At 64.8% G+C, this 20,537-nt stretch carries 17 protein-coding genes; 7 read left to right on the top strand and 10 right to left on the bottom strand.

Annotated features, from left to right (window positions below):
* The 4 genes from O5O54_RS21045 to O5O54_RS21060 form a co-directional block, all read left to right on the top strand.
* A partial coding sequence (locus tag O5O54_RS21045) for a hypothetical protein (RefSeq protein WP_279483821.1) occupies positions 1 to 367 on the top strand: 367 nt, incomplete at its 5' end.
* 20 nt (positions 368 to 387) lie between these two features.
* Entirely contained in the window at positions 388 to 1,956 is a 1,569-nt protein-coding gene (locus tag O5O54_RS21050; RefSeq protein ID WP_279483822.1) for an AAA family ATPase, read from the top strand.
* A gap of 332 nt (positions 1,957 to 2,288) precedes the next feature.
* Positions 2,289 to 3,098: a hypothetical protein gene (locus tag O5O54_RS21055; protein ID WP_279483823.1), complete on the top strand. Its 810-nt coding sequence runs from the start codon at positions 2,289 to 2,291 to the stop codon at positions 3,096 to 3,098.
* On the top strand, positions 3,095 to 4,051 hold the full coding sequence (locus O5O54_RS21060; RefSeq protein ID WP_279483824.1) for a tyrosine-type recombinase/integrase: 957 nt from the start codon (positions 3,095 to 3,097) through the stop codon (positions 4,049 to 4,051). Before O5O54_RS21055 ends, O5O54_RS21060 begins: the two co-directional genes overlap by 4 nt.
* Before the next feature lie 139 nt (positions 4,052 to 4,190).
* Here the strand turns inward: O5O54_RS21060 and O5O54_RS21065 are convergent, their stop codons facing one another.
* From O5O54_RS21065 to O5O54_RS21080, 5 genes are all read right to left on the bottom strand, one after another.
* Positions 4,191 to 6,221: a hypothetical protein gene (locus O5O54_RS21065; RefSeq protein ID WP_279483826.1), complete on the bottom strand. Its 2,031-nt coding sequence runs from the start codon at positions 6,219 to 6,221 to the stop codon at positions 4,191 to 4,193.
* A gap of 523 nt (positions 6,222 to 6,744) precedes the next feature.
* Positions 6,745 to 6,996: a hypothetical protein gene (locus O5O54_RS21070; RefSeq protein WP_279483827.1), complete on the bottom strand. Its 252-nt coding sequence runs from the start codon at positions 6,994 to 6,996 to the stop codon at positions 6,745 to 6,747.
* Positions 6,957 to 9,332, bottom strand: a complete 2,376-nt coding sequence (locus tag O5O54_RS21075; protein WP_279483828.1) for a hypothetical protein — start codon at positions 9,330 to 9,332, stop codon at positions 6,957 to 6,959. The genes O5O54_RS21070 and O5O54_RS21075 overlap by 40 nt, the downstream gene beginning before the upstream one ends.
* Before the next feature lie 191 nt (positions 9,333 to 9,523).
* The gene (locus O5O54_RS22495) at positions 9,524 to 9,835 is read right to left on the bottom strand and encodes a ribbon-helix-helix domain-containing protein (protein WP_407061746.1); all 312 of its coding nucleotides are present in this window, start codon (positions 9,833 to 9,835) and stop codon (positions 9,524 to 9,526) included.
* On the bottom strand, positions 9,825 to 10,472 hold the full coding sequence (locus tag O5O54_RS21080) for a plasmid partitioning-family protein (RefSeq protein ID WP_279483829.1): 648 nt from the start codon (positions 10,470 to 10,472) through the stop codon (positions 9,825 to 9,827). The genes O5O54_RS22495 and O5O54_RS21080 overlap by 11 nt, the downstream gene beginning before the upstream one ends.
* Positions 10,473 to 10,668: 196 nt before the next feature.
* On the opposite strand from O5O54_RS21080, the gene O5O54_RS21085 reads away from it, so the two are divergent.
* Both O5O54_RS21085 and O5O54_RS21090 read left to right on the top strand, forming a co-directional pair.
* Positions 10,669 to 10,905 carry a ribbon-helix-helix protein, CopG family gene (locus O5O54_RS21085; RefSeq protein ID WP_279483830.1) on the top strand — a complete coding sequence of 79 codons (237 nt, stop codon included), beginning with the start codon at positions 10,669 to 10,671 and terminating at the stop codon, positions 10,903 to 10,905.
* Positions 10,906 to 11,090: 185 nt separating this feature from the next.
* A complete protein-coding gene (locus O5O54_RS21090; protein WP_279483832.1) occupies positions 11,091 to 11,933 on the top strand; it encodes a helix-turn-helix domain-containing protein in 843 nt (280 codons plus the stop codon).
* A 137-nt stretch (positions 11,934 to 12,070) separates the two neighbouring features.
* Here the strand turns inward: O5O54_RS21090 and O5O54_RS21095 are convergent, their stop codons facing one another.
* The 5 genes from O5O54_RS21095 to O5O54_RS21115 form a co-directional block, all read right to left on the bottom strand.
* On the bottom strand, positions 12,071 to 14,377 hold the full coding sequence (locus tag O5O54_RS21095) for a hypothetical protein (RefSeq protein ID WP_279483833.1): 2,307 nt from the start codon (positions 14,375 to 14,377) through the stop codon (positions 12,071 to 12,073).
* A gap of 110 nt (positions 14,378 to 14,487) precedes the next feature.
* A complete protein-coding gene (locus tag O5O54_RS21100; RefSeq protein ID WP_279483834.1) occupies positions 14,488 to 15,375 on the bottom strand; it encodes a metallophosphoesterase in 888 nt (295 codons plus the stop codon).
* A 55-nt stretch (positions 15,376 to 15,430) separates the two neighbouring features.
* Complete coding sequence (locus O5O54_RS21105) at positions 15,431 to 15,718, bottom strand: mobilization protein (protein WP_279483835.1); 288 nt, start codon at positions 15,716 to 15,718, stop codon at positions 15,431 to 15,433.
* 72 nt (positions 15,719 to 15,790) lie between these two features.
* Positions 15,791 to 16,591, bottom strand: coding sequence for an NYN domain-containing protein (locus O5O54_RS21110; RefSeq protein WP_279483836.1), 801 nt, complete (start codon positions 16,589 to 16,591; stop codon positions 15,791 to 15,793).
* Position 16,592: 1 nt separating this feature from the next.
* On the bottom strand, positions 16,593 to 16,919 hold the full coding sequence (locus O5O54_RS21115) for a hypothetical protein (protein ID WP_279483837.1): 327 nt from the start codon (positions 16,917 to 16,919) through the stop codon (positions 16,593 to 16,595).
* A 348-nt stretch (positions 16,920 to 17,267) separates the two neighbouring features.
* On the opposite strand from O5O54_RS21115, the gene traA reads away from it, so the two are divergent.
* Positions 17,268 to 20,534 carry a Ti-type conjugative transfer relaxase TraA gene (gene traA / locus O5O54_RS21120; RefSeq protein WP_279483838.1) on the top strand — a complete coding sequence of 1,089 codons (3,267 nt, stop codon included), beginning with the start codon at positions 17,268 to 17,270 and terminating at the stop codon, positions 20,532 to 20,534.
* Positions 20,535 to 20,537 lie beyond the last annotated feature (3 nt).

Genomic DNA, 20,537 nt, shown 5'->3' on the forward strand with positions numbered 1-20,537 from the left:
TCTCCGCGCGTTCTCTGAAGTCATGCAGCACGTGCCCATCGCTCGCGCAAAAGATCATCAGAAGGATGCGATCGATCTCCTGGTCGGCGTCCTGACGATGAAGACGAACCCCGCCCTTGAACAGCTCGTGAATGGCTTGGTCTACGAGCTCTATTTCCCGCAAGACCTCCACGCGCGCGGCCTGACGCTGTTCGAAGCGGCAGGCCAAGCCGGGCTCGGCCGGTTGAGCACTTTGGAAGGGGACGCGCTCACCGAAGCCGCTGAAGCCTTTACCAAAGCCCACCTTCCGCCCGGCCAGCCCTTGCGGATCATGCTCTCGGATCTCCAGACCCTCGACGTGGTCCGGATCATTGAAGGTCGGTCGTAGCCGAAACTGTTGGAGGGGGAATGGCTAAGAAACGTGCAGCCGCGGCCACCGCGCCGGCGCGGAGACCGCGCATCAAGAGAATAGAGATCAACGACTTCCGTGCTTTTCCTGGGCCGACACCCGTGGCGATCGACCTCGATGGCCAAAACCTGTTCCTCTACGGCGAGAACGGCGTCGGCAAGTCGACGATCTTCCATGCGCTGGACGGTCTGTTCGCATACGGCATGTCCAAGGCAGAACTGGCGGGCGCGCTCCGTGATCAAGCGAACCGCTTCACCCCTGAGGACAAGCGTGGCCACGGAACTGTGAGCGTCACCTATGACGACGGAAACGACGCGGCGGTTTGGTCGGCCGCATCTCACCCTATCGAAACGCAACCCGGTCCCGCCGATCCGAGGATCGTCAACGCCGCGTGGACGAAGGCGATCCTAAGTTACCAGTCTCTACTCGCGACTAATCACGACCATGGCGATGAGATCAATCTGTTCGACATCTGCGTCGACAGCCTACTTCGTGACTATCCGCTCGTCGGAGGCGATCGGCTCGGCGAGGTTTGGCGTCGGCTCACAGACATGCTGGAGCGCGGACAAATCCGCGACGCTCAGCTAGCGCAAATAAATGCTGATAGCCGAATGTTCAACGATGGCTTAACCGAAGCGCTTACAGCCATCCTGCCCCTGGTCGATCCCATTCTCGATCAGCTCGGGCACACAGATATCCGTGTCAGAGCACTTAGGCCCAAACGGATCGCGTATAACAACTCCGCCTCAAAAGATGGAAGGGGATACGACGACTGCGAAGTCATTCCGGAGATTACATTCCACGACGCCCCAGTCGAATATCCGCAATACTTTCTGAATGAAGCCCGCCTATCTGCGTTGGCGCTCGCCATTTACTTTGCGGGTCGAAAGTTGGCAGAGCGTCAGGCCGTAAATGACATGCCGCGCATCATGGTGCTGGATGACGTGTTGATTGGGCTAGACCAGGCCAATCGCATTCCATTGCTAGATGTTCTGGCTGAAGAGTTCCGAGATTGGCAAGTGATTGTCCTCACCCACGATCGAGTCTGGTTCGACATCGCGCGCCAATATCAGCGGGTCGGAAAGGCGGACAAGTTCTGGGCCTACTGGCAGCTTCACCAGCCGCGAGATCACAACTTCGCCCCCCTAGCTACTAACGTGGATTCCAGCGTGGCCGCGCAGGCGCTGACCACGGCGAGGCAATTTCTCAAAGATGGCCATCTGCACGCGGCTGGAAACGCTGCAAGGCTCGCGACCGAGTTCGCGCTCAGGGAATTCTGCGCCGTAAAGGACGTCATGGTGCCATATGTCGCGCCGCCCGCCTTCCTTCCGGCATCAAAATTCCTTGAATGCATCGAAGCACGGGACACCGAAAAGCACTACGCATCGATCATTGAATCGGTACGTATGTATACGACGATCCTGCTCAATCCCCTCTCTCACGGAGGCACTCCTGAAGGATTTCCGAGCGAAGTTCGAGGCGCCATTGAGGTCGTTGACAAGCTACTGTTTTCCCTAAAGGTCTTGCCAACATCAGAGTTGAAAAGACGAAGCCATGCAGCGAAGTGATCTCACGTTTCAGTTCAGTTCAGCTCTCGGCAGAGCATAGATACACTGGCTTGATCTTCCAGTAAGGCAATGCCGCCTTCACCTCTTCAACTGGATGGTGCGGTCCAGGTTCAACCAGGTCTCGTCGAGTCTGGGTAAGTCTTCGTTCGGCGCCTCTCCGATAGCGGCCGTCCAAACTTGCAGTGTCGAATGTCCGCCACGCGCCCATGCACGAACCGCTGCCGCGGAATGAGCGGCAGCGGTTCGTGTAGGCGTAAATCGGCTATGTATCGTTCCGAGCATGTTGCGATTTTATATATGATAATGTCCTTTATCAGACGCTGGAACCGCCGATGGCCGAGCCTCTTCCACCCCTTACCGACCCCGCCCGCGAAATGGCTGATCTGCTGACCGCACTCGTTAGCGGCGATCGCAACCTCACAGGTGATCGACACCTGGCCGCCAAGTTCGATGTCGAGCCGTGGAGCCAAGAGTTCTACCGCATCCTGGCAACGATCATGGATCGGCTGCATGCGCTGAAGGGGATCGTCCAGGACCTTCCCCTCGACGACGACTATCGCGAGGAGATGGTCGGGCACCTCAACGATATCGCCTTGGCCTTCGCGCCAGGCTCTTTCCAAAACCACTGGTCGCAGTCCGGCGCCGACAAGCTGAGCGCTCGCAACCTGCAGCCGCTCAAGGGTCTGTCCGGCCTCGTTCGTCAGCAGGTCTCCTATCGCAGGCTCTCGGACGACGAACGCGAGGAGCTAATCGGGCAGATCACCGAGCTGATGGCGTGGCTGCGCGAGCATCAGCTGGCCGAGAACGATTTTATCCGGCAAGCTCTGATCGAGGGGCTTGGCCACCTCCTGTTCCGCCTCGAGCGGTTTCGGTGGCTCGGTTGGGGCTACACGCTTGCCTCGCTCAGGGAGGTGATCGCGGCCTACATGCTGCTCGAGCGCCAGGACCTTGATGTCAACCGCAATCCGGACGCCGCCGCGGTGCTGGCGAAGGTTGGAGCTGTCATCAAGTCGGTTTATGCGAAGCTGGAGAAGACCAAGACGGCTTATGAGACCGGCGACTGGCTCCTGAAGGCCTATGGTGCGGCCTCGCTCGTTCAAACGGCGGCCCCCACCATCAAGGGGCTTCTGTCGGCGCCATGAGCCAGCTGACCGCCCTCTCGTCGTCCAACGTTCCGCGTGTCGTCGCTAGGGCTGGCGAGCGCGCGTCCATTCGCTTCCTCGAGTTCTTCGCCTCGCACATCCGCAACTCCAACACCCGGCGCGCCTATGGACGGGCCGTGGGTGAGTTCCTTGTCTGGTGCGAGGCGCACGGCGTCGCCTCGATCGCCGCCGTTCAGCCGCTACACGTCGCCGGCTATGTCGAGGAGCTGACCCGGGCGCGATCGGCGCCGACCGCCAAACAGCGCCTCGCCGCCATTCGCATGTTGTTCGACTGGCTGGTGGTCGGCCAGATCGTACCCGTGAACCCGGCGGCGTCCGTGCGCGGCCCCTCGCATAGCGTGAAACGGGGCAAGACGCCGGTGTTGGATCCCCACGAGGCGCGTCAGCTCCTGGACGCGATCGACGTTGCGACGCCGGTCGGCCTGCGCGACCGGGCGCTGATCGGGCTGATGGTCTACTCATTCGCCCGGATCGGGGCAGCCCTCGGCATGCGGGTCGAGGACGTCTACGTGCAGAACCGGCGCCTGTGGGTGCGCCTGCATGAGAAAGGCGGCAAGCGGCACGAGATGCCCTGCCACCACAATCTGGAAAGCTACCTTCATGCTTATATGGAGGGGACCGGGATCGAGGAGGACCGGAAGGGTCCGCTGTTTCGCACGATCGGGCGGGGCACGGGGCAGCTGACGCGCACCCCCCTGCCCCAGGCCAACGCCTATGCGATGATCCAGCGCCGCGCCCAGGCTGCCGGCATCGACACCCGGATCGGCAACCATACGTTCCGGGCTACCGGCATCACGGCGTACCTGAAGAACGGGGGCACGATCGAGAAGGCGGCGGCGATGGCGAACCACTCGTCGACCCGGACCACGCAGCTCTACGACCGCCGCTCGGACGCGGTGACGCTCGACGAGGTCGAGCGCGTGCTGATTTGATCCACCGGGCTCTACCAGCTTTGGATCAAAAAAGACCCTCAAATGGAATCCACGAATGCAGACGCGACGTAAGAGGCATACGACGACGGGCCGGCCCGGGAAACCCGGCCGGCCCTCGCTTTATTTCTCGAAGTTGCTCTCAGGCGGCCTCGTCCTCGTCGCTTTCCCAACCGGCTGTCGGGTCGTTGTCTTGGACATCGACCCCCGCAATGGCCTCGCGCCGTTCGGTAACCGTCGCCGCAGCGGTACCGTTGACGCGTTTATGCGTGCGCGACCAGACAACAAGCTCCTCGTCGATGTTCGACAGGATCCCGCGCCAGGCGCTGCAAGCCCGCTGATCGACGCCCTTGACGTCTACCATGGCACGCCCGTCGTCGGCTTCCACGCGCCCCAGGGCGTCGAAGGCCTGATTCATCTTGGCGACCGCGTCGGCGAATTCGCCGACCGCGTTATCATAGCGGTCGATCGCGGTGTCGCCCGGACGGCGGGCCTTCGACTTGCCGGGAGGTGGGAACTCGCCCCGGAGGAAGACGTCGTTGAGCGCCATCTCGCCCTCACCGCCTTCGAGGTGCCGGAGAGCACCGTCTTCGTCCACGGCCCGGATCGGTAGGCCCTGCGCGTAATCGCGCAGCGCCTGCCCGAGCTGATGGATTCCCTGCGGCGACTGCCGCATAGCGTCCAGGACCTCGCCGGGTGTGCGGCGGTCGGGCTGGTCGTTGCCGGAGGTTCCTCGGTCGGCGTTGAGCCGTCCGTCTACCACCAACGGGAATGCGGCGCGCACGGCAAGCTCTAGAGACGACTTCCCGGGCTCGTCGACCGTGCCCGCCGCGATCGAGGCGCGAACCTCGGCCATTGCGTCCTGCACCAACTGTTCAGTGGTCCGCGTCGTGGCCACCCACTGGCCACCATGGACCGACTTGCCGAAGGCGTGACGCATATAACGCCGAGCCTGATCGACCTTGGTCGGCTCGCCAGCGACAGCCCGCAGCGCCAAGGCGGTGGCAAGGTCGTTGAGCAGGCGCTGGTTGATGCGCTTCCGGGTCGACTGGCTGGTCACCGCTATCCTGACGGCCTCGCGGAAGCGCGGGTCAGGGTTAGTCAGCAGGCCAACGATAGCCGCCGCGCGCACTGCCGGGTCATCCGACAGGTGCGCTGCCTTGGCTTCAGCCTTGGTGCAAGAGCCGGCGTAATAGGCGGCCTCAGTCTCCGAGATCAGTGAGCGCCGGGCCAGTTCGTCAAGCACCTCGTCGGCTAGCGCCTCGTTCTCGGGCCCCTCCCCCCACGGCGTGGGCGGATCGACGTGCCGGAGCGCGACGAGCGACTTCAGCGCGGTTGGGAATGCGGTGGCGCTCTTCTCGTAGGGCTCGAACCCGACGATCACCAAGGCTGGGACCCGCTCGCAGCGCAGAGCTACGATGTCGTCCTGGTTCGGTCCCAACAGCAGCGCATCGTTCAGCTTCTTGATCCGCCCGCGGAACTTGGGACCTGCATCCTCGTAGGGAACGTCTGCGGAGCGCTCGCCAAGGATCGCGTGAACCGCTGTGATGCGGGACGAGCCCTCCGCTGTAGTGAGCGCCGTCGCTGGGTCGGACCCGTCGGTATGACGGTAGGTGGTCGGCACAACCCAGACCGCCTCCATGACGCCCTGGTGCCGGATCGAGTCGGACCAGTCGTTATGGTAGGAGACATAGCCGGCGACGTGCTGCGACGCCCAGTTCAGGTGGTGGCGGCTCTCGATGTCGACGACCAACTCGGCGGCGGTCGGCGAGGCGTCTTGCGGGGACCGGGGCTCCGGTACGGGTCGGAACTTGGAGTCCTCGGCGCCCGTACCGGGATCGACTGCGAAGGGATGCCGGCGGGAGGGCAGCGTGCGCGGGTTGCGCGGGTCGGGCATAACGCGGCGCGACCAGACGGTGGTGCGCAGGCCAAGTAGCGTACCGCCCGGGACCGCGATGCGTTCGGCGTTCGGCGAGGACTGATCGCCACCAAGACTCCTGCGGACGGCAGAGGGATCCACGACGGCGTTAGCGATGGCCCGCGCCGAGCGCTCGGTCAGGCCGAAGGCCTCGACGAGCCTACCGGCCAGCGTGTTGCGTGCGGACGATGAGGCGTATTCTGGAAGGGCCTCGACGGGGCGCGGCAGGACATGAATTTCATTGGACTTGATCACGTGCATGTTCCTTGGCGATGCGACCGAAGACCAGAATGCATCTTCGATACCTCGGCCGCGATTGTTGCGGGTCATTCCGAGGTGCCAAGGACCGCGAGGATCCGTGCGCTCCCTCCCTCCGCGTACCAATTGTTCCATTCCCCAAGGACAGAACACCGGCGTTGCGGCGGGCGGCCACGTTCGTGGAAAGGACCTTATCGAGGCGTGACAAACATGGGACCCAAAGGTCCTTTGTCCGAAGTTGCCGCCCCTCGCCCGCTAGGGATGAGGGTTGTGGGTCCCGATGATCGTGTCGCAGACGATGTCAAGATGTCCTCACCAGCCCTACTGGTCAAGGAGAAGGGTGAATTTTCTGCTTGAGATAGCCAGAATGGTGTTTCGGGAATGGCTCTGTTGGTCATGAGCAGCCGGCTCTCTCGACACGTCTTTCCGGTTCGCATTGGACACGCGGATCAGCCAAAAGGTGAACGCTACCGCCGCTATGGTGGACAGTTCGCTGCTCGACACGGCCGAGGCCAAGCCATCAATCGCGTTTGATGCTCAGTATCTCCCGGCGGTGATCCGGTAGAGTGGAGGTGCCGGACGCACCGACAAGATCGAGATTCGAAACGGTGGTTTCGGACTTTAACAGGATGGTGGAGCAGCGCGAAGGTGCGGCAGCAACAATCAAATCGCGTTGTTCGACCACCTTGGGGCCTCCGGAACGATCAGCTTTTTCGTTATCGTTGTCCGAGATCACGACCTGCCCGACGTCCGCGTCCTCAACGTAGTCCATAGCAACGACGCCTTGTCGGATACTGCCCTTGCCAGGTTGGGTTGCTCGCGCAAGACGCTGAGGAGGATTGAGAGTTCGTCCTGTACGGCGGACGGATGAACCGCCGCTTCCGACATCACAGCAAGGCAGGCTCTCGCACGTCCCGGCTGCGAGGATCGGGCCGTGTCGGCTTCGAGTTCCCAAAGCTGCTCCGCCAGGCCCACGACGTCGTCTTGGAGTCTTGCTGAGAACCAGCCGCCTTGTGGATGTTCCTGAGAAGCGATCGCGGCCTCCTTCTCGTTTAGAAGGCGGATTTTGCGTTCGATGGTTGCCACGATGGCGCTCTTGAGCCGGTCGGTGCAGCCTTCGACCTCTTCCACCCAACCGTCGGAGAGGGCTTTCGTCGCTTGTTCTCGGACCCATGCGGAGCCGAGCAGCGCGCTGGCACCGCCGACACCCCCGAGCACTAGGGCCCCGGCTGGCCCGAACAGCAGGAGACCCGCGATCTTGCCTGACATGCCGCCCACCGCCGAAAGGCCTCCCTTAACCGCGCCGTCGAGGACGATCGAGAACGGAAGATCGGAGAGGGGCGTCCTTCCCGACCACCATCCGAACAGGTTCCGTGCACCGGACACCGCGATAGCGAAAATTGGAACGTCAAGGTCTTCGAGTGAAGCGCCGGCATCCAGCGCCGTCCGGGTCATGAGGTCCGCGACCTCGCGACTGAAACCATCGAGGAAGAACACGTTGTCCGCCCACTCCACCGGCGCATCGGCAAGGGCAGCTGCCAGTTCCGAATTCGCGATGACTGGGATGTCAGGGTAGGTCTCAAAATGCTGGCGAAGTCCGCCAAGGTCCGTAAGGCACTTGACCTGAAAGGGGGCGCCATCGACGAGCAGGTCGGAGCCCGGATGGTTGGAGCTGGACGGGAACGAGACGACGTGCCCGTGCTCTACGAGGCAGGCGGCGACCACCTGCTCCGCGACGTAGCCGCGCAAGCTACTCTCTGCTCCTGCCGCCGCGTCCGCAGACATTCCCGACACTCGGTCGGCGAAGCCTGAGAACCCGAGAACTCCCGACAGATCCTCCGTTTGTGAGAAGTCGGCCGCCGAAAGGACCAGCGGATCGATTGCAACTGCGTCGAAGAGGACGTCGCCGACGGTGAAGCCTCCGACAACCGCAGCATCCGCTGCGCTCTCGTCTCGCTGAAACAGGATCCGTGACAGGCCTCCCGCCTCGACGTGCGCGACGGGAAGCGCCATCTTGCCTTCGGGTTCTCCCGGCATCCGGGGCAGCGATGGGCCGACGAGGGCGCGGACCTTCGCTAGCTTCGAGAGCACTTCCTTCCGACGTCCACCCGACAGAGACGGCAACTCCTCGTCGGTCAACTCGCGGAAGCCGTCGATCGCCGTTTGAAGCCCCGTCCTCCCGACCTCGACACCCTTCAGGGCGAGTTGCAACGTCATGGCGGAAGCGAGAGCCTTGGCCGCCGAACCCTTCACGTAGCGCCCCGCCACGTACGCGCCGCCCAGGAGTGCGGGTGCCGCGAACAGCGGGTTGGCGATGACGAACAGCAACGAGACGAGGGCGGGGCCGGTGACGAACGGTATGACCGCCGAAGCTTGCGCGGCAAGTATGTAGGCGCCGAACCCGGCGACCTGTACGGCAACCCCGGCCCCGACAAGCGAGGTGCCGGACGCGATCAAGGCGACGAGTGCCCGGTCACCGGACTTCAGGGCATCGTCCATGGCCTGAGTACGGACCTTGGACGGCAGGGCCTCGATCCGGTCCCTTACCCGACGAACGAACTCCTCCCTCCGGTCGTCTGCGAGGTCTCCCGCCCGAGCGGCTGCGGCGACCGCCCGCGCAATGTCTTCGGCGTGCGCGACGACGACGGCGCTAAAGTCCGGCGCCTCCCGCGAGACGATCGCCGTCAAGCGCGACCAAGCAACGACCGCACGCGACTTCCCTTCCCTTCCCTCGACGTTGTCTCGCCCCGGAAGCGCGGCGGCGGCCGCGAAGGCGACCGAGGCGCACCTGGCATTCGCCGTGCGGGTCGATAGCGGGACGGATGGGTCGAGGCCGAGGGCGGACGCGAGGCGATCCCACAACCACAAGCGAAGAGCAGCGTCGTTTGCCCCCGAACGATCCAGTTGCCCGGCCCGCTCTGCCAAAGCACGCTGAAAAGCGCGTTCGGCTCCTGGCTCGCGATTAGTCAAGCGATCTGCGATGCCTGCCGCCCTGTCCGCGGCGATATTGAGGAGGGTCGTCTCCTCGAAGCTGGCAAGATACCCACAGAGTTCACTGCGAGACAACGCGCCGAGGCCGGCAAGGATGGTCCACGGCGGAACGTACATCGAACCTCACGATCAGGCTGGCGACTAAGGAGCCATTTTTTGGGTTTAACACCGTCGATGAGCGGACAGATGTCCGTCCACCTGACGATCGGGGTCCTGCTGACGCCGATCGTAACCATCGCTGCTTATTGCCATAAGAAGGTTTGTAGTTGATAACCTATGTACCTTCTGAGGGCCGAAGGGAAAATTTGTTACCGCCTTGAGCGCCCGCTTGGGACGTTCGCTGACACTGCTTCCAACGGAGGTAGGCCGCGAGCCTCCAGCATCTTATTGAACGCCTCGTGTCCAAGCTTCTGAATGGAGAGACCCGTGTCGAGGCTCAGCTGGCGAAGCCTCTTCCGGTCCTCAGGCGAGACGAGCACGCTGATCGGGACGATTTTCGCGGCGGACGCCGATGCCGACACCGAATTGACAGGGGGTGGGCTCGCCGGTGGGCTCGTGTCGAGGTCTTCATCCAATCCGCCGATCATGTCGGCAAGGGTGCGACCTTTCTTAGTGCTCATGGCTCGCAGCCTCCGTTTTGATCCAGTCCCATACCCTGCGGATCTCGATCGTCGCTTCCTTGGCACCCTGCCCTTTCATCTCACCGACACCTCGTCCCTCCAGTGATGCATCAAGGTAGGCCGTCCGATCCGTGAGGTAGAATGGGCAGACAGGTATCGGATAGCGCGACAAGGCAGCGCGTGCTCCGGTCGCTCTCGCTTCGTTCCTAGCGGCGTTCACGATGAGAACGGCCCGCTTCTCCAAACGCTTCAGGATCCTCAGCGTATCGCCCACGGCCTCAATGTCATCGGGCGACGGGCGGATGGGGACGAGCACTAGGTCGGCAACGCGTGCGGCTTCCGCCTCCGGCTCCGTCACCGCAGGCCGGGTGTCCACGAACAGCACGCCCGCCTTGCTCTTCAGCGCAGACACCGCCCTCGGCAGGTCTGAACCTTCTAAGGTAAGAAGGTCTGGACGTTCTAGGGGTGGATCGATCTCCTGCCGGCGCTGCCACCACTTCGTGCTGGTGCCCTGTGGGTCGCGATCGATAATGATGGCTGGACCGTCTTCGGCCGCCAGGACAGAGAGCTGGCGGACCAAAGTGGACTTTCCCGCGCCGCCCTTCTGCGAAATCAATGAAAAGGTTTGCACCTTCACACCCCCGATACTGTGAACCTTTGAAGGTTTGAACCTAAGATAGTTCAGAGGCCCTGACCTTCAGGGCTCTGTAGGTTTGAAGGCGCAGACCACCTGCGAAGGCTTGCGTGGGCCTGTAGCCTTCGTGCGCTACCGCAGTGGCATTCCTTAATGGACTCGCGTACGCCTAGCTAGTTAGCGAGCAGAGGACCGCCCCATGAGTCGCACCAGAGCTTCCGAGCATGTCGAGCAGATGCGTGCGCGTCGCCGAGCTGCTGGCGTGCGCTCGGTCGAAGCCGTGCTTCACGAAAGCGAGATCGCCGAGCTGGATCGCTTGAAGGCGACGCTCGGCGCTGCATCCCGATCCGAAGTTCTGCGTGTTCTGATCGCGAAGACCCGCTCGCACACCATCATCCCGTCCGATCTCTCGTTGCTCGACCAGAGCGCCGCGTGATGACGGACACCTTCACCACACGGGAGACGCCATAGGCATAGAAAAAGGCCCCGAAGCGGGAGCCGCCGGAGCCTTGATCTGTGTGTGCGTCGCTGCCCGCAGATTTAAGCCTCCTCGCCTTCATCGTCAAATGAAAACGCGGCTTCCCGCCACGGCCTTGCTTTGCCTCGCGCAAGGAAGAGCCCATGACGGAAGAACGATCCCGTACGCCTCGACGCGTGCCTGTGCCGACGCGCGCCTTCGAGGGAGGCGTTGACGCCGGAACGGACCTGCTCGCCCTCATGCAGGGTATGCTCGAAGCGCCGCATCCCGATTTTGCGGCGCGCGCAGCGATCTGGCGTGACCAGCGTGCCGGACTGATCTCGATCGCCGAGGCGCAGCGCCGCTCGGCCGCGATCGGCGCGGTATCTGCCAAGGTGTCATCCTGTGACAGTGGGCAGGGCAGGAGAGGTGCAAGTCGCCCGCCCATTGCCAGACCGCGCCACGAGCGTCCCTCGCCCAACGATAGCCGTCAGTACGCTCAGCCGATGGCCACCACTGCTGCGCGTGACGACCGCCTGACGCCGAACGCCAAGGCCTTCCTCCAGGTGCTGCGGGCTCGCTGCGGCAAGGGCCGCACGACGTCGATCACCAAGGGCACGGCAGGCAACATCATGTCGCGCTCGACGCGCACCATCCGGCGCTACCTCATCGACCTCGTGCGCTTCGGCTATGTCGAGCTGGAGATCCTGCGCAACAGCCGTGGCCTGCATCTTGGGCTCACCGTGAAGCTTACGGCGCTGGTCGCCCCGTTCTACGAGGAAGCGAAAGGGGTGGCACGGTGGCTCGCCGAGACGCCGACAGCCGAGTTCCGTCCCTTCGAAGCGGTCTATGACCCCATGAGACAAGGGGTGACACTTCTGTCATCCAAAAACCAAACCCAAACCATCTCCTCACTCCCTTCGGTCGAATCTGTGGTCACGAGCCGCTTTGCGGCGCGTGGAAGGCTTTTGAGAGAGATCGGGGCAAGGATCGTGCCAACGGTTTGAGGCCTTTCGTCGGCCTTCCAACGCGTTCGCCATCGGTCTGTCTATCGTTCGCAATTAGCGATGGCTTCCGCTTGGGGAACTGTCTGCGCCGTTGGCTAGTCAATCACTTGCCGCCGATCGAGAAGCCGGCGTTGCCGCTATGCCGCCTGCCAGACCTGGTTCAGCACTCGTGCTGCGATCTCCGCCTTGTCCTGCGGCAAGAAGCGCCCGTAGTGCTGGGCCACCATCTCCGGCGTGTCCTGGATCGCGTAGCTCGCCTGCTCGTAGGAGCCGGTCTGCTTCAAGATGTGCGTCGCCAGCACGTCACGGATGTTGTGCGGCCCATGCGGCAGGAGCCCGACGATCACGCCACGACCTGTATAGGGGTTGTGGATGCCATAGCGCTGGATGGCGAGGCGCCAGGCTTCGAAGAACGTGGTCTGGTTATAGGCGGCGTTGGCGCTCGATCGCTTTACCGACTTGATGAAGAAGGTGCCGGGGTCCTCGGCGGGACCAAGTAGGCGCGCCCGATGGCGGTCGATCCAGGCCTCAATCGCGTCATAGAGGCCGCCAAGGTCAGGTAGGATTAGACGGAAGGGCTTGGAGCCGAAGAAAGACGAGGTGTGGTTCTTGAACGCCAGCGCCGGGATCAGGACCTCCCACCCGCCCTCCCTCGTGCTCCAGCGCAGCTCGCCCCGCCGGCGCTCTTCCAGAACGCGCTCGGCGGTCGGGATGCGGCCTCGTGGGCAGACCAGGAGTTCGCGCAGGTTTTTCTGCCGCAAACCGGTGTGGAGGCCGAAGCGCAAAAGCAGGAAGGCGCGCGCGGCCTCGGCGGTCGCCTTCGGATAGGTTCGTTCGTCCGGCATGCGGCGGGCGATCTCCTCGGTGATCCTGCGATACTCCCCGACCGGGCTCTTGGCTTCCAGGATGGGTAGGATCGGCTCGAAGGGATCGCGGTGGATGCGGGCGACGCGCTTCAGTTCGCGCGTGCGGTGGCGGCCGTGGGCGTGCAGGGTGTCGCACGCCGCGTTCCAGTCGGTGCGGGCGCTCGCGATGTCGGCCTCGTCGACAAGGCCCGGGATCGGGACGAGGTGCTGGCCAAGACGCGGGGTCTGGCGCAGCCAGCCCGTCTCCTTCTGGGTGAGCGACAAGCCGAGTGCCAGCATGTCGACCTCCCACTTGGTGTAGAAGCCACGCCGGGCTTCCCGCCAGGATAGGTACCAGTCCCAGACGCGGGGAAAGACCAGATGTGCGAAGGACAGGGATCCAAGCTCGGCCCCATGGCCGCGGATCTCGCCGTCCGGTGAGGCGACGAGGGCCCCGAACATGAGACCGAAGTGCTCGATCTTCTGCGAGGCGGTCTCAGCATTCCAGACACCGGAGCGGCGCAGGCCAAAGGCGGTTAGGGTCGCGGTCTTGAAGCGCAGAAGCTCGGTCATCTCGCGTTGAAGGCGCTCGGGTGCGTCCACCACCATGCTGACGATGGCCTCGCCGTCGTCGAAGTCGATGGCGGGGCGCGGCGCGTCCTCCCGCGCGGGCGCTCTAGTCTTGCGGGTGCCGGTCCAGCGTCCCGTTCCGTTCAGCGCCTTGAACCGCACGGCGAAGCGCTGGCGCTGGGCGGCGGCCTGGTAGCGGCGGTAGTCGGTGGAGCCGGAGATGATGGTGGTGCGCACCCATGCGAGGATCTCGTCCTGCTCGGCGGCGGTACGCCGGGCGAAGTCGTCGGGCAGGTGCCAGGCAAGGCGACGGCGCTCCGAGGCGGGGAGACCGGCGAGCGCGTGGCCTCTTGCTGCCCGGGCGGGATGGGGCAGCTTGGCACGTAGTGAGCCCTCGGGGAGCTTGTAGCGGTCCTCGATGCAGTCGAGAGCCTGTAAGCTGACGACGGAGCGCGGCGAAGCCTTCCCCTTGATCCAGTTGTCGAGGGTCAGGCGCTCGAGGCGGGTGCCTGCGGCGGTGATCGCGCGCGCCAGCATGGCCACGCTCTCGCCGTGACGGACGAGATGAAGGCGCAGCGCCGAGGCGAGATCGGCGGGATCGGTCCATTCGCTCCAGAGCGGTTCGGGATGGGCGACGATCGGGCGGGGCTTGGGGCCGGGCTTGCGCGGAGCGGCTCCAATGTCGGTAGTGTCGGTTTGGGCGGGACGCGGTGTCCGCCGTAACCTCGGTCGAGCGGGCGCCGGTTGCCGTAGAGGCTGGTCAGCCAGGGCCCGGCACAGGGCGTCGCATAGGGGCTGGAGGTGGGGCCTGGCGGTTCGCAGAGCCCGTGTCTCGATCCCGGTTTGCTCGGATAGGAGCACGGCGTCGACGGCATGGCCCCGGTAGGGCGGGAACTGCCCCTTGGCGAGGCAGAGTTCAAGATAGGCGCGCAGGCGCACGAGGTCATCGGGCGCGAGATGAGCGGCCAAGCGCGTGTGGCAGAAGAGGGCGATGCGGGTGGCGTCGAAGCGGTGCGGTGTCTTGGGCATGCCAGTTCCGTTCGGGTTGATGAACGGACGTAGGACATAGGGAAAACTGCCCGGTGCGGATCAGCCGACTAAGGTGAGGTGATCGATCGCCTCACCGAATGTCAGTCGTCCTAGCCGGACAGTTCGTCCATGAAGCGCTTTTGCTCTTCCCAGGTGGTCGGGGCATAGGGTCCCGCAGCCGCTGCCATCGCGAGCACCGACGCCAAGCGTTCGCGAATGCGGCGTGGGTCGGGTACCCAACGCGGCGTCATGACCAGGGTGTCGTCGAAGTCGATGTTGCCGAACCGCGTCCCTGCAGGATTGCATCGGATGACCGTTCCGCTAGGCATGGGCATGTCGACGCTGTGGTGGACATGCCCGTGCACCCAGAGATCGATCCGTCCGGTGTCGAGAAGCGCGGACAGGTCCGACGCGCCGTTGCCGGCGAAGAAGGTGCCGTGGTCCTCCGTGCGAATGCAGTCGAGATGGGGCGCGTGATGCGTCACGACGACGAGCGGCTCGGGTCCGGTATGGGCTTCGACCAGCTCGGTGAGGCGCGCGAGCTCGATCTGGTGCTGCCGGATCGTGGCACCGATTGTCAGCTTGGCCGTGCCGGTCGCGGTCTTGACCTGGATGGCTTCGCCGGTCTCGTCATCCAGCTCCACCGTGTCGCCTGCGAGCGCATAGTCGGTCCACAACGTCGTGCCGATGAAGCGGCAGCCCTGGAGCATCACCGCGTCCCCTTGCAGGAGGGTGACCCCGCACGCCTTAGCGGCCTTGCGCGCTTCGGGCGGCTGTTCGTTCAGCACGCTGTTCCAGTGCTCGTGGTTGCCGAGCACGCAGACCACGGGCTTCTTCCCGGCGAGGCGCCGCAGAGTGCGAAACCCACGCGTGGGATCGGCGCGCCAGATGTCGCCGGCGCAGACCAGGATGTCGAAATCGGGGGGCGTCGGCGCGAACGCGTCCGGATGAGGGACGGTCTCCAGATGGAGATCGGAGAGGATCCAAAGGCGCGGCATGGGGACCAAATGATCGCCTTCGGACGCGATTGAAGCCCCTCCGGCAAGACCGCGCTCAGCTGTCACTCGGCTCATCCCGTTTGGGGGCGGCGAGGAGATCGGCAAACAGCTCCTTGTCCTTCTCTCGGGTCAGGAAGGCCGGCAGCTCGCGACGCAGCCAGTCGCCGAGGCGACGGGTGAACTCGGGATCGCTGGAGGCTTCCAGGCGCTGCAGGACGAGAGCGCCGAGGAGCACCTTGCGACGGGTGTCGTTGGTGCGCTCCTGCGTCGAAAGACGCGCCTTCAGCGAGGCACGCTGCGCTTCGATCTCGGCCAGTCTTTGTTCGATCGTCTTACGCGCCAACGCTCATCTCCTGCGGTCTCATGTCCTGGGTCTGCCGTTCCGATCGCCTTCCGCCGAGGCGGCGTCCGGTGATCACGCCTTCGCTTCCTTCAAGCGCACCATGACGACCTTGTTGCCGTCGCCCTCGCGCTCGATGTCGAGGATGCCGGAGGCTTGGGCGAGGTCGATCAGGCGAGGGAAGCCGTAGTTGCGCGGATCGAAGTCGGCGGCTTGCTTGATCAGGAGCGACCCGACGCGGCCGAGATGCGCGCGCCCGTCCTCGTCGGCCGCCGCGGTGACTGCCCTGGTGATCATGGCGAGGGCGGCCTTATCAAGCTTGCTCCGCTCCGGCGCTGGGGCGGCAACCGCAGCCACTTGCGCAGGAATGGACCCGCTGCTTCCGAGCTTCGCTGCCGGGACTGCTTCCGCCTGACGGTCTTCCGGCACCGCCTGTGCGGTCGGGACGCCGAGCACATCGACATAGACGAACTTATCGCAGGCGGTGATGAAGGGGCGCGGCGTCTTGCGCTCACCGAAGCCGTAGACGGTTAGGCCCTGCTCTCGGATGCGAGCGGCGAGGCGGGCGAAGTCGCTGTCCGAAGAGACGATGCAGAAGCCGGTGAAGCGACCGGTGTAGAGGAGGTCCATGGCGTCGATCATCATGGCGCCGTCGGTGGCGTTCTTGCCGGTGGTGTAGGCGAACTGCTGGATCGGCTGGATGGAATGCTCGAGGAGGCACTCCTTCCAACCCTTGAGATTGGGTCCGGTCCAGTCGCCATAGATGCGCTTGACGTGGGCTGTGCCGTAGTTGGCGACCTCGGCGAGCAGTCCGGTGATGATCCGGGGCGAGGCGTTGTCGGCGTCGATCAGGACGGCCAGTGGTTCGGATGCCATCTCAAGCGGCCCGACGCGCGCGGCGCTGCATGCCCTCGATCAAGAACGCCACGAGAAGCGTCAAGCCCCGATGTTCGACGCCGAACTTGCGTCCCGCGTTCACAGCTGCATCGATCTCCTGCCATTCCGCCAAAAGCTCAGCTTCGGTCTCCGCGGTGAGATGCGTTAGATCCATGTCCCGAATGCCGCGTCGAAGGAACGCGAGGATCGTGCCCGCCTCGATCTCCCGTCGCACCGTGTCGATCGATATGTCCTCGAGTTCCCGATTGTCGATCGCCGCATTGATCTGGAGCGCGATGAAGCCGAGCGCTGCGACGGTCAAAGGCATGAGCGGCTCTCTTTGATTCGATCCGAATGAGCGCAGACGTCTGAACCCAAGATACCTCGGCTTGCAGCGATCACCAATCCGGCAGGCGGACCATCGTCAACGTCGTGGATCTGCCGTCTTCCTTCCAGGCCAACTTCCACTTCCTGGCCAGCACCCCGTCCGATGGTTGTGTGCTGACGGGCCATCCAAGGGGCCGACACCGTCGGAGCGAAGCGAAGACAAGGGCGCAGATACGGGAACCGTGTTCCCTAGCTTGGCGAAGGGAGGCACATCCGCTATCCCTGATCACCCGACGCGCACCGCATCGGCGGTTTGCCTGTTGCCTCGTCCCGAAGGAGTTCCCGACCCTTGGCGATCTTCCACTGCCAGATGTCGGTTGTCTCCCGCTCCACCGGACGCTCCGCCGTGGCGTCTGCGGCCTACCGATCGGCGACGCTCCTGGTGAATGTTCGCGATGGCGTCGCGCACGACTACCGCCGCCGCGAGGGCGTCGTGCACAGCGAGATCGTGCTGCCCGATGGTGTCGATGCGAAGTGGGCACTGGACCGTTCGGCGTTGTGGAATGCGGCGGAAGCGGCCGAGAAGCGCTGCAACGCCCGTGTCGCTCGGGAGTTCGTCCTGGCGCTACCGCACGAGCTGACAGCGCAGGAGCGGCTCGGGGTCGCGCGATCCTTCGCTCGAGAGTTGGCGGATCGCTACGGCGCGGCGGTGGACTTCGCAATCCACGCGCCCGGTCGCGAAGGCGACGTGCGCAATCATCATGCTCATGTCCTGATGACGACGCGGTCCGTGACGACAGATGGGCTGGGGCCGAAGACCTATCTGGAGTTCGCCAACAAGGACCTCCTGCCGCAAGGGTTGCCCTCGACGCAGACGCAGCTCGTGGACCTGCGCCGGACCTGGGAAGAGATCGCCAATACCGAGCTCGCCCGTGTCGGCATCGAGGTGCGCATCGACCATCGCTCGCATGCCGAGCGTGGCCTGGAGATTGAGCCGACGGTTCACATGGGCGTCCGGGCGACCAACGTCCATCGCCGGGGCGGCGAGGTGGAGCGCGGGCGGCTCGGGCGCGAGGACGCGATCCGCAACGCCGAGCTGATCGCTCGCCAGCCCGAACAGATCCTGGCGGTGCTGACGAACGAGCGCAGCGTGTTCGATCGGCACGACATCGCACGGACGCTGCACCGCTACTTGAACGACGACGTCACGGCGTACCAGAACGCCTTTGCGGCGGTGATGGCCTCGCCGGCGCTGGTGGAGCTGAGCGGTCCGGGGTCCGAGGACCTCGGCGAGCATGCGCAGCGCTACTCGACGCAGGAGATGGTGCGGATCGAGCTGGAGCTGGCGGACGCCGCCGAGCGGCTCGGAGGGGTGAGCGACCACGGCGTCAAGGCCAGGCTCGTCGCGGAGGCGATCGCCAAGCAGGACGAGGCCATGCGGACGGTGTCCGGCAATTCGGCGGCGCGCCTGTCGGCCGAGCAGGTCGCGGCCGTCGAACACATCACGGGCCCGGAGCGCGCTGCGGCAGTGATCGGGTTTGCGGGCTCGGGCAAGTCGACCATGCTGTCGGCGGCACGCGAGGCGTGGGAAGCAGAGGGCTACCGCGTCCATGGCGCGGCGATGTCGGGAAAGGCGGCGGAGGGGCTGGAGGAGAGCGCCGGCATCCGGTCGCGCACGCTCGCCTCGTGGGATTTGGGCTGGCGCAACGAGCGGGGGACGCTCGGTGCGAACGATGTGTTCGTGATCGACGAGGCGGGCATGGTGGGCTCGCGCCAGCTGGCGCGGTTCGTCGCGGAAGTGGAAGAGCGCGGCGCCAAGCTGGTGCTGGTGGGCGATCACGAGCAGCTGCAGGCGATCGGGGCGGGAGCGCCGTTCCGGGCGGTAACGGAGGCGATCGGCACTGCCGAGCTGTCGGAGATCCGTCGCCAGCGAAAGCCGTGGCAGTGCGAGGCGTCCGTCGCGCTCGCCACGCACCGGACGGTGGAGGGGCTTCGAGCCTATGCCGAGCATGGCGACGTCCGGTTCAGCGAGGGACGTGACGCGGCGCAGGCGGCTGTGGTCGCGAGCTACATGCGGGACCGCGCGGCGTATCCCGACGATGCCCAAGTCGCCATGGCGCACCGGCGCGTCGACGTGCGGGCGCTGAACGAGGCGATCCGGGGCGCGTTGCAGGTGGAAGGGGGTTTGCGCGACGAGCTTCGCTACGGGACCGTTGGAGGCGAACGAGCCTTCGCACCCGGCGACCGCATCGTGTTCGGGGAGAACAGCCGCGAGCTCGGGGTGAAGAACGGCATGCTGGGCACGGTAGAGGCCGTCGAACCGGACGCGATACAAGTTCGGCTCGACGGCCCGGAGAAGGAGGCGGGGGACCGCCTGCGCCATGTCAGTGTGACCGACGATGGTTACCGCGCCGTTGATCACGGCTACGCCACCACGATCCACAAGACGCAAGGGGCGACGGTGGACCGGGCCTATGTGCTCGCGTCGCCGACGATGGATCGGCATCTGAGCTATGTCGCCCTGACCCGGCACCGCGACGGGGTGGAGCTCCATGCCGATGCCGCTGAGTTCTCTCAAATCCTCCATAGGCCATCGCCGGAGCTCACCGGCGAGGCGCTGGCCATGGCGGGGTTAGAAGCGCGCCTGTCGCGCTCTGGCGCCAAGGAAACCACGCTGGACTACGATCCGGTGGAGGCGTTCGCCGAGCGGCGCGGCATCGCCGCCCTGTTCGGCCTCCGGAGCGAGATCGAGATTCCAACGGAGATCGCCATCCAACTGGTGCCGGCGCTGGACCCCGTGATGACGCTGAATGCGGCCGTGGCGCGCAAGGCGGCGATCTCGCCTTTGCCTGAGCTGTCGCTGAATGATTGGCCCCGCCGCGACACGCGCTTCGACGGGCTGCGGCTGCGCGTGGAGCCAATGCGGCACGATCCCGAACCGCGCGGGCCGGGAACGGGTCAGAACACCGACCTTGGCCCTCATCCTCAGGCCATCGCCAGCCCATTGGCGAGCATGAGCGTCCTGCCGGAGATCAGTGCGGATCGCGGGCTTCTGCGGGCAGCGCTCCATCGCTATGCCGAGGCGCGCGTCTCGATCGAGCGGCACGAGGCGGCGGGGCTTCCGGTTCTCCTGATGCAGACGCGCGAGATGGGGGCGGCCGCGGAGGCGCTCGACCAGGCGGAGCCTGGGACGCTCGCGCTTCTGCGGTCCGCGCTGCGCCACGATCCCGATTTGAGCCAGACCATCAAGCGCACGGGCGGGCGCGAGCGCGTCGAGGTGCTGCTGGACGGTCTCGGTCGGGAGCGCCGGGCGCAGGCCGATCCGGCGATCCGCGCCGATCGCGTCATCGGTGCCTGGCGCGCATTGGAGGTCGAGCTGCGTGGGATCGGCGAGGGTCGCAGTCGGATGCCCGAGGCTCGTCAGGCTAAGGCTCAGATGCACGAGCTCCTGGCCGAGATCGACCGCGATCCGGACGTGCGGCGGATCCTATGCGAGCGGCATAAGGAAATCGGCCTCGACCGGGCGCCTGCGACTGAGGCGAGCCTGACGACGGCGATGGACCGTGGGCTGGAGCGAAGCCGCCATATCGATACGGGCACCAGCATCGGTACTTAAGGA

The organism is Aureimonas sp. SK2 (assembly GCF_029813115.1).
Classification (GTDB): domain Bacteria; phylum Pseudomonadota; class Alphaproteobacteria; order Rhizobiales; family Rhizobiaceae; genus Aureimonas.